The organism is Pseudomonas sp. PDM19 (genome assembly GCF_014852215.1).
Classification (GTDB): Bacteria; Pseudomonadota; Gammaproteobacteria; order Pseudomonadales; family Pseudomonadaceae; genus Pseudomonas.
In genome coordinates, this window is sequence record NZ_JACVBG010000005.1 from 371,553 (window position 1) to 385,821 (window position 14,269).

General features: G+C 67.1%; 16 protein-coding genes. 1 reads left to right on the plus strand and 15 read right to left on the minus strand.

The features are described from left to right. Positions 1 to 9: 9 nt before the first annotated feature. The 10 genes from flgK to flgB form a co-directional block, all read right to left on the minus strand. Positions 10 to 1,377, minus strand: coding sequence for a flagellar hook-associated protein FlgK (flgK, locus tag IB273_RS28110; RefSeq protein WP_081518759.1), 1,368 nt, complete (start codon positions 1,375 to 1,377; stop codon positions 10 to 12). After that, positions 1,374 to 2,414, minus strand: a complete 1,041-nt coding sequence (locus IB273_RS28115) for a lytic transglycosylase domain-containing protein (RefSeq protein WP_192225545.1) — start codon at positions 2,412 to 2,414, stop codon at positions 1,374 to 1,376. The genes flgK and IB273_RS28115 overlap by 4 nt, the downstream gene beginning before the upstream one ends. Positions 2,415 to 2,680: 266 nt before the next feature. Next, positions 2,681 to 3,784 carry a flagellar basal body P-ring protein FlgI gene (locus tag IB273_RS28120; RefSeq protein WP_192225739.1) on the minus strand — a complete coding sequence of 368 codons (1,104 nt, stop codon included), beginning with the start codon at positions 3,782 to 3,784 and terminating at the stop codon, positions 2,681 to 2,683. 30 nt (positions 3,785 to 3,814) lie between these two features. Beyond that, a complete protein-coding gene (flgH, locus tag IB273_RS28125; RefSeq protein WP_081518762.1) occupies positions 3,815 to 4,477 on the minus strand; it encodes a flagellar basal body L-ring protein FlgH in 663 nt (220 codons plus the stop codon). Between the two features lie 2 nt (positions 4,478 to 4,479). Continuing rightward, positions 4,480 to 5,265: a flagellar basal-body rod protein FlgG gene (gene flgG, locus IB273_RS28130; RefSeq protein WP_081518763.1), complete on the minus strand. Its 786-nt coding sequence runs from the start codon at positions 5,263 to 5,265 to the stop codon at positions 4,480 to 4,482. 27 nt (positions 5,266 to 5,292) lie between these two features. Continuing rightward, positions 5,293 to 6,021 (minus strand): flagellar basal body rod protein FlgF, encoded by a 729-nt coding sequence (locus tag IB273_RS28135; protein WP_081518764.1) that lies wholly within the window; start codon positions 6,019 to 6,021, stop codon positions 5,293 to 5,295. Positions 6,022 to 6,030: 9 nt separating this feature from the next. Then, complete coding sequence (flgE, locus tag IB273_RS28140; RefSeq protein WP_192210435.1) at positions 6,031 to 7,218, minus strand: flagellar hook protein FlgE; 1,188 nt, start codon at positions 7,216 to 7,218, stop codon at positions 6,031 to 6,033. 36 nt (positions 7,219 to 7,254) lie between these two features. Further along, positions 7,255 to 7,923, minus strand: a complete 669-nt coding sequence (locus IB273_RS28145; protein WP_192225546.1) for a flagellar hook capping FlgD N-terminal domain-containing protein — start codon at positions 7,921 to 7,923, stop codon at positions 7,255 to 7,257. Beyond that, positions 7,923 to 8,351: a flagellar basal body rod protein FlgC gene (gene flgC / locus IB273_RS28150; RefSeq protein WP_081518767.1), complete on the minus strand. Its 429-nt coding sequence runs from the start codon at positions 8,349 to 8,351 to the stop codon at positions 7,923 to 7,925. The genes IB273_RS28145 and flgC overlap by 1 nt, the downstream gene beginning before the upstream one ends. A gap of 4 nt (positions 8,352 to 8,355) precedes the next feature. After that, positions 8,356 to 8,721: a flagellar basal body rod protein FlgB gene (gene flgB / locus IB273_RS28155; protein ID WP_081518768.1), complete on the minus strand. Its 366-nt coding sequence runs from the start codon at positions 8,719 to 8,721 to the stop codon at positions 8,356 to 8,358. Between the two features lie 86 nt (positions 8,722 to 8,807). Here flgB and flgA point away from each other — a divergent pair, with 86 nt between their 5' ends. Then, entirely contained in the window at positions 8,808 to 9,605 is a 798-nt protein-coding gene (gene flgA / locus IB273_RS28160; RefSeq protein ID WP_192225547.1) for a flagellar basal body P-ring formation chaperone FlgA, read from the plus strand. A 59-nt stretch (positions 9,606 to 9,664) separates the two neighbouring features. Here flgA and IB273_RS28165 read toward each other — a convergent pair whose 3' ends face one another. From IB273_RS28165 to IB273_RS28185, 5 genes are all read right to left on the minus strand, one after another. Then, positions 9,665 to 10,726 carry an ATP-grasp domain-containing protein gene (locus IB273_RS28165; RefSeq protein ID WP_151188979.1) on the minus strand — a complete coding sequence of 354 codons (1,062 nt, stop codon included), beginning with the start codon at positions 10,724 to 10,726 and terminating at the stop codon, positions 9,665 to 9,667. 187 nt (positions 10,727 to 10,913) lie between these two features. Then, complete coding sequence (locus tag IB273_RS28170) at positions 10,914 to 11,843, minus strand: phosphatidate cytidylyltransferase (protein ID WP_081518771.1); 930 nt, start codon at positions 11,841 to 11,843, stop codon at positions 10,914 to 10,916. A 1-nt stretch (position 11,844) separates the two neighbouring features. Beyond that, on the minus strand, positions 11,845 to 12,474 hold the full coding sequence (locus IB273_RS28175) for a lysophospholipid acyltransferase family protein (protein ID WP_081518772.1): 630 nt from the start codon (positions 12,472 to 12,474) through the stop codon (positions 11,845 to 11,847). Positions 12,475 to 12,488: 14 nt separating this feature from the next. Then, entirely contained in the window at positions 12,489 to 12,935 is a 447-nt protein-coding gene (locus IB273_RS28180; protein ID WP_192225548.1) for a hypothetical protein, read from the minus strand. Further along, positions 12,925 to 14,265 carry a phosphatase PAP2/dual specificity phosphatase family protein gene (locus tag IB273_RS28185; RefSeq protein WP_151189767.1) on the minus strand — a complete coding sequence of 447 codons (1,341 nt, stop codon included), beginning with the start codon at positions 14,263 to 14,265 and terminating at the stop codon, positions 12,925 to 12,927. Before IB273_RS28185 ends, IB273_RS28180 begins: the two co-directional genes overlap by 11 nt. Between the last annotated feature and the right edge of the window lie 4 nt (positions 14,266 to 14,269).

Genomic DNA, 14,269 nt, shown 5'->3' on the forward strand with positions numbered 1-14,269 from the left:
CAATGGCCCTTAGAAAGCCGCGAGCATCGAGTCGAACAGCTCCTTGGCGGTGCTGATGACTTTCATGTTGGCCTGGTAGGCCTGCTGGTAGGTGATCAGGTTGACCGCCTCTTCATCCAGGCTCACTGCACTGACGCTGTCGCGCTGGGCCTGGGCCTGGGTGGCCACGGTGGTGGCGGTCTTCTGGTCGGCCTGGTTCTGCCGGCTGGCGCTGGCGACCTTGCCGAGCAGGCCGGCGAAGGCGTCGTTGAGGGTGACCTGGCTGCCGCCGACGGTGATGCTCTGGCCCTTGAGTTCCAGCAGGTCCAGCAGGTTCCTGTTGTTGCCGCTCTCGCCGGCGGTGTCCGACAGCGCCAGCTCCTCGGGCTTGAGGCCGTTCACGCTGAGCATCGCCGTGGTGCTGCCGGCGTTGTAGCTGAGCAGCGCCTGGCCGGGGTTGCCATTGAGGTCGAAGCCATTGGCCAGGGTGTCGTTGACCAGTTGGGCGAACTGCCCGGCCATTTCGTGCAGGGCAGTCTGGTTCGGTCGCAGGGTGTCGTACTCGGTGTCGTACAGCGCGCCCAGCGAACCGCCCATGCCGTCCTGGGTCAGCGGGAAGCTGGTACCGGCGAAGGTCAGGGCGATTTCCTGCTCGCCCGAGGAAGTGCGGCTGATCGCCAGTTGCCCGGCGGAGTTGCCGGCCACCAGCGGCTGGCCGTTGGCGAGGGAAACCGTGAGCGAGCCGTCGGCCACTTCGTTGACGCGGATCGAGGCGTACCTGGAGAGGTCCTGCACCAGGCTCTCGCGGTGGTCGCGCAGCGCGGTGGTGTCGCCGCCGGAGGAGCCGACTTCGACGATCTGCTTGTTCAGCGCGGCGAGGTTGGCGGTCAGCCCGTTGATCTCGCCGACCATGGAGCCGCGCTGCTCCTGCAGGGCGCGCAGCTGGCTGTCGATGTTGCCGGACAGGCCATTGAAGCGCTGGGCGAGGTTCCTGGTCTCGTTGACGATCTGCTGGCGCAGGGCGACCGAGCCGGGCGTGGCGGTGGCCTCGCTGAGCGCGGCGAAGAAGTTGTCCAGGCCGACGCTGATGCTCGAGCCTTCGCCGCCCATCAGGCCTTCCAGCGCGGACAGGTACTGCTGGCCGCTGTCGTAGTAGCTCTGCTCGGTGGTGGCGCGCCACAGCTGCTGGTTCTGGAAGTCGTTGGCCATCCGGCGGATGCTGGTCACCGTCACGCCGCCGCCGACGTTCAGGCCACCCTCGCCGGCCAGCGACGCGAGCACCGGGCTCAGCCGGCTGAAACCGGGGGTGTTGGCGTTGGCGACGTTCTGGCCGGAGGTGGCCAGGGCGATCTGCGCCGCGCGCAGGCCGCTGTAGCCGATCTGGCTCAACATACTCAAGAGGCATTCTCCTTCGACTCGAGGCGGATCGGCTGGGCAAACGCCGCCGAGGCCGGTCGGGAAACAAATTCGGGCTGTTGTCCCTGATAGGCGACGTAATCACTGTGGCGCTTAAATCCTTCCTGCGGCGCGTGCTTCAAGCCTCTCTCCGGCGACAGGCCGCTGCCGGGGATGCGCGCCGGCGCCTGGGCCTCACGCACGCGACGGAGCACGCCGAGGGTGTAGTCGCGGGTCTCCTCAAAGGGGATGCTGCGCACCCAGTCGGCCATGCCGATCTGTCCGCTGCGCGGATCGCCGTTGTTCTTCAGCCACTCATCGACCTTGCCGGGGCCGGCGTTGTACGCGGCCAGGGCGAGCACGTGCTGGCCGTCGTACCGGTCGAGCATCTTGCCCAGGTAGGCGCTGCCCAGGGCCTTGTTGTAGGCCGGGTCGCTGGTCAGGCGCTGCTCGTCGTAGGGCAAGCCCAGCTCGCCGGCAACTTCGCGGGCGGTGTCGGGCATCAGCTGCATCAGGCCACGCGCGCCCTTGGGCGAGACGGCGGCGGCGTTGCCGCCGGACTCCTGGCCGATCACGCTGTCCACCAGGGTACGGAAGCCCGCCGTGCCCTGCTGCCAGGCGTGGGCGAGACGATCCACGCCACGCTGCCAGGTGTCCACCAGCGGGTTGCGGCTGGACACCGACGGTCGGCGCAGCGCTTCGCCGCTGTCGGCGAGCGCCACCGGCTCGGTGGTGTCGGCAGGCTCGGCAGAGAGCTGGCGCACCAGCAGGTCGGCGATGCCGGTCTGCTTGCGCGAGGCCAGGTGCTCGGCCAGCGCTTCGTCGTAGAAGTCGCGCATCGTATCGAGGTCGCGGCTGCGCAGCGGGCTGCCGGCGGAGAGCACGTCGCCGGCCTTGCGCATCTGCTTGAGGATCTGCTGCAGGAACATCGCCTCGAACTGTTCGGAGGCCGCCTGCAACTGCTCGCGGCGGACCTGCTCGGGCGACTCGCCGGGCTGGCCGCTGGGGACGATGGGACGGTTGAGCGAGGTGATGCTCATGGGGCTGATGCTCTTTCGACGAGGTCGCGACGGCGCCGCATTTTGCGCAGGGCTAGGCGCGAATCGTGTGGTTTGGTCATTCCAAATGAACGATGAGTAACGACGCTCTGCGCAAAATGCGGCCCGTCCCTCCGGGTTGCGCGGCAAATCACGCCATGCGTCGTTGCGGGGCTAGCCAAGGGAGCGACCATTGCCGTCGCCCCGCGTCTAGCCTGGCGTGATTTGACGCGGCAACGCGACTCTCGGCGAAAGAGCATCAACCCCATTTAGATGACCACCAGCTCGGCATTCAGCGCACCGGCCTGCTCCAGCGCCTGGAGGATGCTCATCACGTCATCCGGCGTTGCGCCCAGGCTGTTCACCGTGTTGATGATGCTTTCCAGGCTGGTGCCCTCGGGCCACTTGAACATCGGTTTCTTGTCCTGGCTGACCGAGACGTCCGACTGCGGGGTGACCGCCGTGGTGCCGTTGGAGAACGGACCCGGCTGGCTGACCTGGGGGTTCTCGCTGATGGTCACGGTGAGCGAGCCGTGGGCGACCGCGGCGGCTTTGACGCGCACGCCCTGGCCGACCACCACGGTGCCGGTGCGGCTGTTGAACACCACCTTGGGCCGGGTGCGGCCTTCCTGCACTTCCATGCCTTCGAGCATGGCCATGAAGCTGGTGCGCTGGGCCAGGCTGACCGGGGCGCGGACGGACACCTTGGTGCCGTCCAGCGCGGTGGCGGTGCCGGAGCCGAAGCGCTCGTTGACTGCATTCATCACCTGGGTGGCGGTCTGGAAACTCGGCTTGCGCACATTGAGCATCACGTCCGGGCGCTGGGCGAAATCGCTGGGAATCATCCGTTCGATGGTCGCGCCGTTGGGAATCAGGCCGCTGTTGGCGCTGTTGATCGACACGCTGGAGCCGCTCTGGCCCTGCGCATGCAGGCCGCCGACCACCAGGTTGCCCTGGGCCAGCGCGTAGACTTCGCCGTCCACGCCCTGCAGCGGCGTCATCAGCAGCAGGCCGCCGCGCAGGCTCTTGGCGTCGCCCAGCGAGGACACGGTGACGTCGATGGTCTGCCCGGCGCTGTAGGACGGCGGCACGCTGGCGGTGACGCTCACCGCGGCGACGTTCTTCAGCTTCGGGTCGACGTTCGGCGGCAGGTTCACGCCGAACTGCTTGAGCATGTTGGCCACCGACTGGTTGGTGAATTTCACCTGGTTCTTGTCGCCAGTGCCGTCCAGGCCGACGACGAGGCCGTAGCCGATCAGCTGGTTCTCGCGCACACCTTCGATGTCCACCAGGTCGAGCAGCGGGATGGCCAGCGCCCCGGCCTGCCAGAACAAACAGGCGCTCGCCAGCAGGCGGGCAAGGGTTCTACACATAAGCGTTCTACGCATGGAAGGCTCGCCTGCTTACATCGGGAACAGCGGATGGGTGAAGAAGCGCGTCAGCCAGCCGGCCGAATTGCTGTCGTTGAGCACGCCGCGCCCGGCGTAGGAAATCTTGGCGTTGGCGACGTTCTGCGAGGACACCTGGTTGGAACGGTTGATGTCGTCGATACGCACCAGCCCCGTGAGGCGGATGAACTCGTCGCCCTGGTTCAGGCGCAGGGATTTTTCACCCTTCACCAACAGCACGCCGCCGGGCAGCACCTTGTGCACGGTCACCGCAATGGAGCCGGAGAGGGTGTTCTGCTGCGAGCTTTTCGCCGAGCCGGTGAAATCGCGGTTGGCCGTGGCAGATGTTTCCAGGCCGCCGTACTCTTTGGTCAGGATGGTCGGCACTGGCACATCCAGGCTGGACTGCTTGCCGAAGCTGGTGCCCGCGCTCTTGCTCGACTGGGTGGACTCGCTGAGCACCACGGTGACGATGTCGCCGACGCCGATCGCGCGCTTGTCGCGCAGCAGCGAACCGCCGTAGCCGGAACGGAACAGCCCGCCGCTGGTGGTCGGCGGCTGGCTGTAGTCCAGCTCCGGGGGCTGGTAGGTCGAGGAATCCTCGTCCGGCAGCATCTCGTCGAAGCTCTGGCATCCGGCGAGCAGCGCCAGGGCGAGCAGCAGGGCAAGGCGCGTCATGGTCAGACCGTCTGGTTGAGGAACTGCTGCATGCCCGACGCGGCGTCGAGCACCTTGGCGTTGGCCTCGTAGGCGCGCTGGATGGCGATCATGTTCACCATCGCTTCCACCACCTGCACGTTGGAGCCTTCCAGCACGCCCTGCTTGAGGTTGCCCAGGCCTTCCTCGCCCGGCGTGCCTTCCTGCGGCTCGCCGCTGGCGGCGGTTTCCTTGTAGAGATTGCCGCCGAGGGCTTCCAGGCCCGCCGGGTTGGTGAAGCTGACCAGGGTGATCTGGCCCAGCTCGGTGGGCAGGGTCTCGCCCGGCAGCACGGCGGTGACGATGCCGTCGCTGCCGACGGTGAAGCGGCTGGCGCCAGCCGGTACTTCGATGTTCGGTGTCAGCGGCAGGCCCTGGGCGTTGACCACGATGCCTTCATTGTTCAGCTGCAGCTGGCCGTTCTCGGTGTAGTAGGTGTCGCCGTTGGGCGCCTCGACCTGGAAGAAGCCGCTGCCGACGATGGCCAGGTCCATGGGCTGGCCGGTGGTCTGCATGCTGCCTTCGGTAAACACCTTCTGCGTGCCGACGACGCGCACGCCGCTGCCCAGCTGGATGCCCGAGGGCACGGTGTTGACCTGGTCAGCCTGGGCGCCGGGTTGCAGCTGCACCTGGTAGAACAGGTCCTCGAAGACCGCGCGGTCGCTCTTGAAGCCGACGGTGTTCACGTTGGCCAGGTTGTTGGCCACGGTGGACATCGCGGTGTCCTGGGCTGCCAGGCCGGTCTTGCTGACCCAAAGTGCCGAACTCATGTTGTGCTCCTGTCTGCGCGCCGCGGGTTAGCCGCCACGGATCATGCGGTCGCCGGCCTCGGCAAGATCCGAGGCGGCCTTCATCATCTTCACCTGGGCCTCAAACCGCCGGTTCAGGCTCATGGTCCCCACCAGCTGGTCGATGGCCGAGACGTTGCTTTGCTCCAGGTGTCCGGAGACCAGCCGCACGTCCTCGCTGGCGGCGACGTTCTGGCCGTCCTTGCTCACCAGCAGGCCCTGGGCGTTCTTTACCAGGGAGGCAGCCGGGGCGTCCACCAGCTTGAGGCGGTCGACGTCGGTCATCATGAAGTCGCCGCGCGGCATCACCGAGAGGGTGCCGTCGCTGCCGATGGCGATGGCGTCGTACTCGGGCAGGGTGATCGGCCCGCCTTCGCCGAGCACGGCGCGGCCGTTGATCATCAGCTGGCGGTCAGCGTCGATCTCGAGGTTACCCTGGCGCGTGTACGCCTCGCCGTTGCCGCTCTGCACGGCGAACAGGCCCTGGCCCTGGATGGCGACATCGAGGTCGCGCCCGGTAGCCATCAGGGTGCCGGCGCTCATGTCCACACCGCTGCTCTCGATGCGCGCGAGGTGGCGGCTGTCATAGCCGGCGCCACTCACATCGACGGCGGTGGCGTGCTCCAGGTCGGCGCGAAAACCGGGGGTGTTGACGTTGGCGAGGTTGTTCGCGCGCACATCCAGCGCCGCCATGCTGCGGCTGGCGGCGGTCATTGCGGTGTAGCCGAGGCGATCCATGACGAGTCCTTAGATGGCCGAGAACAGGACCTGGGTGAGTTCCTTGTCGGTGGTCATCACCTTGGTGTTCGCCTGGTAGTTGCGCTGGCCTTCCATGAGGCCCACCAGTTGCTGGGTGATGTCGACGTTGGAACCTTCCAGGTTGCCCGCCGACAGCGAGCCGAACTGGCCGATGCCGGGCACGCCGATCAGCGGGGCGCCGGAGGCGGAGGTCTCGGTCCAGGCGGTGCCGCTCTGGTTCTGCAGGCCGCCGCTGTTGATGAAGTTGGCCAGGGCGACCTGGCCCTGCAGCATGCGCTGGCCGTTGCTGTAGTTGACGTAGACCTTGCCGTCGTTCTCCACCGCGATGCCGGTCTGCTCGCCGGCGGCGTAGCCGGTGGTGCGGTTGGTGGTGACGACGAAGTCCGAGCCGTACTGGCTGGTGCCGGTGTAGTCCAGCGAGATGTTCATCGGGTCGACGCCGGGCAGGGTGAAGCCCACCGGCACCGAAGCGATCGGCGAGGACAGCGAGCCGTCCGGGGCGAAGGTCAGCGACTGGGTGGCGCCGACAGCGTTGCCATCCACCGCGTAATGCGCATCCCAGGTGTTGGTGCCGGTCAGCACGAAGTACTGGGTCAGGGTGTGCTCCTTGCCCTGGGAGTCGTAGACCTTGCTGGTGTAGGTGGAGTTGTAGGTCTCCACCTTCTGCGGGTCGAACGGCGAGACGGTCGGTACTGTCTCGTTGGAGTCGAGGTTGGCGACGAACTCCAGCTTGTCGGTGGCCTTGGCCGGCAGGTTGGCGGTCTTCACCTGCAGGTCGGAGACGGTGCCCACCAGCAGGTTGCCGGCGGCGTCGGTCGGGTAGCCCTGCAGGCGCTGGCCGGTGGCGTTGATCAGGTAGTTGGCGTTGTCCTGGCTGAACACGCCGGCGCGGGTGTACTGGGTGTCGCCGTTGCCGCTCTTGACCACGAAGAAGCCGCCGCCGGAGATGGCGAGGTCGAGCGCGCGGTTGGTCGACACCAGCGAACCGCCCTGGCTGATGCTCTGGGTGGTGCCGGCGACTTCCACGCCCATGCCCTTGCCGTCGGCGTAGACGCTGCCGAACTCGGTGCGCGAGGACTTGAAGCCCACGGTGCCGGAGTTGGCGATGTTGTTGCTGATGGTGTCCAGTTGCTGGGTGACGGCGTTCAGGCCGGTCAGGGCGATGTTGAAGCTCATGGCGTTATCTCATCCTAAGAGGGGGGAAGCAGGCGCTCAGGCGGCCTGGCCCTGACTGAATTCGACGATCTTGTAGAAGGGCACCGAACCTGCACCCTCGACTTCCAGCACCGGGCCATCGGCGCTGACGCGGACGTTGTGCACCAGGCCGGACACCTCGATGCCCGGCGTCTCGCCGCTCTCGGTCTTCACCGCCAGGCTGTACTTGCCGGGCTTCAGGCCAAGCGCCTGCGGGTCCACGCTGAAGGGCACGGCACCGGCTTCCTGCGGGCCGAGGGTGATGTCGGTGCGCACGCCGTTGGCATCGGTGAGCTGCAGCACGGTGGTGGCCGAGGCGTGCTCCAGGGTGATCTGTCCGCTGACCTCGTCGCCGTCCAGCTGCAGGCTGTCGGCGCTGACCTTCACTTCCTGGCCGACGAGACCTGCGGCAGTGAGGGTCTGCAGGTTGTCCATCAGCACCAGGTTGTTCTGCTGCAGGGTGGTCATGTTCTGCATGCTCTTGACCTGCGCCATGGCCGAGTACTGGTTGATGAATTCGGTGCTGTCCACCGGCTTGGTCGGGTCCTGGTATTGCACCTGGGCGACCAGCAGGGTGATGAAGCTGTTCTCCATGTCGGTCAGCTCGCCGAGGTTGACCGCCTGTTTGGGCGTGTCGGTCGAGGTGCCGTTGGTGGTGGTGCCGGTGTCGTTGTTGACCGTGCTCATCAGGCGTCTCCCAGTTTCAGCAGGCTGGACTGCATGCTCTTCACACGGTTGAGCACTTCCACGCCGGTCTCGAAGCTGCGGGTGGCGGACATCATGTCGGTCATCTCTTCGATCTCGTTGACGTCGGGGTAGTAGACGTAGCCGGTGGCGTCGGCCAGCGGGCTGCCCGGCTCGTAGCGGCGCTGCGGCGAGCGGCCGGAAGTCACCACGTCGAGCACCTGCACGTGGGCGCCACCCATGCCGGCGCCACGGGTGAGCTGGTCGTTCTCGTAGACGGCGGCGAACATCGGCTTGCGCGCCTGGTACACGGCGTCCGGGCTGTTGGCCGCGGAATCGGCGTTGGCCAGGTTGCTCGCCACGGTGTTCAGGCGCACGGTCTGCGCGTTCATCGACGAGCCGGCGATGCGGTAGATGGAATCGAATGCCATGGCGTCAGCGTCCTTCGATGGCCTGCTTGAGGCCGCGGAATTTCATGGTCAGGAAGGTCAGGCTGGTCTGGAAATCCATCGCGTTGCGCGAGAACTCCGCCTGCTCGGTGGACAGCTCCACGCTGTTGCCGTCCTGGGAAGGCTGGTTGGGGATGCGGTACTTCAGGTCAGGGCGCGCGGCGCTGGTGCTCGCCAGCAGCACGCTGGAGCTGTCCTGGCGCTGCATCTCGGCGGCGAAGTCGATGTCCCGCGCCTTGAAGCCGGGGGTGTCTTCGTTGGCCAGGTTGGAGGCCAGGATTTCGCTGCGCTGCATGTGCAGCGAGAGGGCTCTCTCGTGGATACCCAGGGTCTCGTCAAACCGTATACTCATTCGCGCAACCCGCTCTCGTCGTTCGGCCATCTTTCGGTGTGCGCAGCGACAGAGCACAAAGCATGCCCACCCCGGAATATCGCTTCATGTCGTTGATTTACAAGGATTTCTGCGCGACGCGAAACAGCGCGTGCAACGCGGCTTTTCCGCTTTCGACGCGCCGCGCGGCGGGATGCGGAAAGGCTCTTTCCGCCTGCTTCCTCCTGCTGCTTCCCGCCCTGGCACAAGCCCAGGATGCGCGCGCGCAACTCGACGCCGCCGCGCAGCAGCAGGTCGCTGCCGAGCTGAAGGAAGCCGCGCGCAAGGCCGGCTGGAAAGGCATGACTTTCACCGTGAACAACAACCTGCCCAACAGCCTGGGCAAGCTCACCGCCTGCCCCGGCGGCCCGCAGCTGCGTGCGCTCGAAGCGCCTGCCGCGGTCAGCGCGCGACGGCGTTTCGAAGCCTCCTGCAAAGGGCAGTCCGGCTGGCCGGTGACCTTCATCAGCCAGCCCACGGTGTACCTGCCGACCGTGGTCGCCAGCGGCGAGATCGCGCGCGGCCAGACGCTGGACGCGGCGCAACTCAAGCTCGCGCCGGTGGAGCTCGGCAAGAGCTCGCGGGGTTACTTCACCGATATCGCCGAGGTGGCCGGCAAGACGGCCCGCCGCCGCATTCGCGCCGACCAGCCGCTGACGCCGGCACTGCTCGATGGAGCAATGCTGGTGCGGCGCGGCCAGCAGGTGAAGATCGTCGCCAGCCAGGACGGCATCCAGGCCAGCGCCGTCGGCGAGGCGCTGGCCAACGGCAAGCAGGACGAAGTGATCCGCGTGAAGAACCTGCGCAGCCAGAAGATCATCGAGGCGAAGGTGACGGCGTCAGGCGAGGTGAGCAGCATCTTCTGATGCTGCACCCGCTCACTGCCGCCCCCCCCCTGTAGGACGGTCGCGGGCAAGGCCCGCTCCTACAGTGATGCGCTGCGGTCACCGCGGCCCAGCGAGCCCGGCAGCGCGACGATGGCTTCGGGCGCAGCAGCCGGCGCGGCAAACGTGGTCACCTCCACCAGCCGCCGCGCGTGGATGCTCGGCGCCGGCAGCACCGGCGCATCCAGCGGCGCCTCGCGGAAGCAACGCAGGTGGTTGGCGACCATGTCGTAGCCGGACAGGTGGCTGAAGGCGATCCCGCCGGAGAAGCGCGGGTTGACGTCCATCAGCAGCGCCTCGCCGTCCTCCACCAGGAACTCCATGTTGATGCAGCCGTTCACCTCCAGCACACGGGCGACCTGTCCGGCCATCTCGAGCAGTTGCGGATCGGCCAGCATGCGCACGGTCAGGCCCGCGCCAGTCGGCGTGCGCACCAGCTCCTGGCGCGCCATGGCCGCCCAGTCGCCGCTGCTCCGCTGGCGCACCACGTCCACCACGCAGACCTCGCCCGGCAGCAGTGGCTGCACGATGTAGTCGCGGTCCGAGAAACGCTTGCGCACGTAGTGCAGGAAATCCGCGTCGCGCACCTGCATCAGCCCTTCGCAGTTACGCCCGTCGCGCGGCTTGGCAATCAGCGGCAGGTCCAGCCCCGGTACGGGCAGGTCTTCCAGGCGCCAGGTGGGAATGGTGCGGATCAGCGCATCGTTGCGGAAGGCCTGGTGCACCAGCCACTTGTCGCGGGCGACGCGAATGGTCTCCAGCGGCTGCATGCACAGCGTGATGCCGCGTTCGGCGAACGCTTCGTGGTGCAGCGCAAAGGCATCCACCTCTGGGTCGATCAGCGGCACCACATGGGTCACCTGCTCGGCTTCGCAGATCCTGAGGATGCGCTCCACATACTCGGTAACATTTCTCGCCGCCGGAACCCGATGGAAGGTATCCAGCAAGGCGGAGGTAGTGCACCAGTCGCGGGGTTGGGTATTGGTCCCCACCACCCGCGCGCCCCAGTGCTCGCGCAGCGATGAGATCACCGATTCGGCGGAGTAGGAGCCGATGGCGGTGACCAGGCAGGTAAACCGGAAACCACCCGCCGGGCCGTTCAAGACGCAGCCCCGCCGGTGATTTGCGGAAAGAGAGTGTTCATTGCTTCATGGCCCCGTGAAGATTCGACTGCTTACGCCCAAACACTCCGTTGCCGTACGACATTCCCGAAGGAATAGAGCAAGCGTAGCCGCGAACCGGCGCTCCGGAGTGGTTACCCCGGAGCGCCTGGGGGATTTCCGACGGGGGTCAGGTCCACCAGTAGCGGACAAAATGGAAGAACACCGGCGCGGCGAAACACACCGAGTCCAGGCGGTCGAGCATGCCGCCGTGGCCTTCGATCATGTGGCCCCAGTCCTTCACCCCACGGTCGCGCTTGATCGCCGACATCACCAGCCCGCCGAAGAAACCGAGGATGTTGATCATCAGGGCGATCAGCAGCGCCTGCCAGAAGCTGAAGGGCGTGATCCACCACAGTGCGCCGCCGATCAGCGTGGCCAGCGTCACGCCGCCGATGAAGCCTTCCAGGGTCTTGGATGGCGACAGGTTCGGCGCGATCTTGCGCTTGCCCATGAGCTTGCCGCAGACGTACTGCAACACGTCGGACAGCTGCACGACGATGACCAGGAAGGCGATCAGCAGCAGGTTGCGCCCTTCGTAGCCGGCGATCTCCAGGGTCAGCAGCGCCGGCACGTGGGAGATGCAGAACACCGCCAGCATCAGCGCCCACTGCACCTTCGAGGCGCGCTCGAGGAAGTGCTTGGAGTCACCGCCCAGCGAGGCGAGGATCGGCAGCAGCAGGAACACATAGACCGGGATGAAGATGGAGAACAGCCCGTACCAGCCGATGCCGATCAGCAGGTACTGCATCGGCAGCACGAAGTAGAAGGCCGCAACCAGCGCCGGATAGTCGCTGCGCCGGGTCGGCATCAGGGTGAGGAATTCGCGCAGGGCGTAGAACGACACCCCGTAGAACAGCAGGATCACCGCCCAGTGGCCGAGGGCGAAGGCGCAGCCGATCACCGCGACCATCACCCACCAGGCGTTGATCCGCGCGTTGAGGTTGTCGATCACCGCGTGCGGTCCGGGCGGCGCTTTCCAGCGCAGCACCGCGCCGACCAGCGAGGCGAGGACGAGGATGGCGCCGATACCACCGAAGAGCAGCCAGGTCTGGTTCATCTCAGCGACCCTCCGGCGCGGCGAGCTTGAGCAACGCTTCGCGGGCGCGTTCGAGGAAGGCGTCCTTGGCCTCGCCCTCCTCCACCGCCAGCGGTGCGCCGAAGCTCAGGGTGCACAGCAGCGGCAAGGGCAGCGCGCGCCCCTTGGGCATCACGCGGTTGAGGTTGTCCAGCCACACCGGCACCAGCTCCACCTGCGGATGGGCCCTAGACAGGTGGTAGATGCCGCTCTTGAAGGGCAGCAGGCGCACATCCTCGTCGAGGTTGCGGGTGCCTTCGGGGAAGAGGATCAGCGAGTCGCCGTCGGCCAGGGCGCGCTCCACCGGCTCCAGCGGGTTGCCGCCCTCGGCGCCGCGCGTGCGATCGATCAGCACGCCGTGGAACACGCGGTTGATGATGAAGCCACGCAGGCCGCCCTTGCCCCAGTAGTCCATGCCTGCCACCGGCCGCGTGCGCGAGCGCAGCTCCGGCGGCAGCGAGGCCCAGAGCAGGACGAAATCGCCATGGCTGCTGTGGTTGGCGTAGTAGATGCGCTGTGCCGGGATCGGCGTGGTGCCGATCCACAGGCTGCGCAGGCCGGTCACCGCACGGGCGCCGGCGATGATGGCGTAGGCGCAGAGTCGTTCCAGCATTGCGGGTACGTTCCTCAGGATTGGAAAGTCAGGGTGATCAGGCACAGCAGCGCAATGAGCCACTGGGCGGCGCAGAGCTGCACCTGCCGGCGCAACAGGGCGAGCGCGCCACGGCTGCGCTCGCTCCAGGGACGGCCGGTCTTGTCCGCCGACACACCGACGTAGGTCGCCAGGGCGTCGTCCAGCTGCCGGGTTTTCTCCGCCAGCGCCTCTCCGGCGTTGGCCATGGCTTCGAACAGGTCGGCGTCCAGTGCCACACGCATGGCATAGAACTTCTGCACCAGCCCGAGCAGCACCAGCAACGCCATGCTCAGGCTGAACGCCAGGGTGGCGCTGGCCATCAGCACGCCGTAGAAACCCAGGGCCAGCGCCAGCACGGTAAGCGCCGAGGACAGGCCATTGAGACTGCTGCCACGGCGCAGCAGGCTGGCCACCAGGATCAGGGCTGGATCAACCGACATGACTCACCTCCTGTGACAGGTTCGGCTGGCCGGCGATCTGCGCCAGCACCGCCAGTTGTTCGGCCTTGAGCACCACCTGCGGACGCGCGTGGCGAACCTGCGCCAGCGCATCCTCGAGCGTGGCCGCACGGCCGGAAATCAGCAGCCAGGCCGCCACCAGCGTGGCGCTGCGCGAGTAGCCCAGCGCGCAACAGACCAGCACCGGGCCTTCGGCGTGCATTCGCTGGATCAGCTCCGCGCCTTGCCGGCACTGCGCGACGCTGGGCGCTACCAGGTCGAGCAGCGGCAGGCACTCGTAGCGTCGGCTCAGCGCAGTGCAGGGCAGCTCGGCGCACAGGTCGAGGATCGCCAGGCTCGGCAGATGCCGGGGCTGGTACCAGTCCGGCAAGCGCCCGAGCCAGAGCCCCGGCAGCACTTCATCCGGCTGCGGATGGCGGCGCGTCCACCAGCGCGCGTTGAGCCACGCGCCCAGCCAGTAGGGCGCCAGCAGCCAGGAGACCGCCACCGAATGGCGACCGTCCAGGCGCTTCTGGAAGCCCACCGTGCCGATCGCCAGGTAGCACAACGCGACCAGCGCCAGGGATACCGCCGGCCAGCACAGCCAGAGCCACAGGCCGCCGCCGGCCAGCGCCAGCCCCAGACAGAGCAACGCGCCGACGCCGTAGAGGGCCGCCAGCCGGCGCCGCTGCGGGTCGCCGCTGAGGCTCCACGCCTGCAGCGGCGAGCGAACCTCTCGTGGCCACAGCCAGACGCAGAAGAAGCCCAGCAGCGCACCGGTCGGCACATCGATGAAATGGTGTTGCCAGGTGGTCAGCACCGACAGCCCGATCAGCGCGAACCAACCGTGCAGCAACCAGCGCCATGCGCCGCTGGCGTAACGACCGTAGGCGACCCAGAGGATCACCAGCAGGGCGATATGCAGTGAAGGCGCCTGGTTGAAGGGCTTGTCGAACCCCATCAACAGGTCGAACAGCGCACCGAAGACGCCCTCCAGCATCGGTCGCTCGAAGCTGAAGCGCAGCGGGAACAGCAGAAAACAGGTCACCGCGACAACCTGCGCGGTGAGCAGGCGCAGGGCATGGCAGTCCAGCCCGCGGCGGGTACGCGGCAGCAGGAAGGACAGCCCGTACAGCAGGTCGATCGACCAGTACGGGATGATCGTCCAGGGCCACAGCGGCGTGCCGCGCTCCCAGTCGAACACCAGCACGCCGACCGATTCGCGCTGCCCCGCCACCCAGTTGGCGAAGCCATAGCTGAGGAAGAAGAACGGCCCAAGGAACAGCAGCCAGATCACCGCCCTCCGCAGGACACCGGGGTCGCGCGCCGGCATCGAC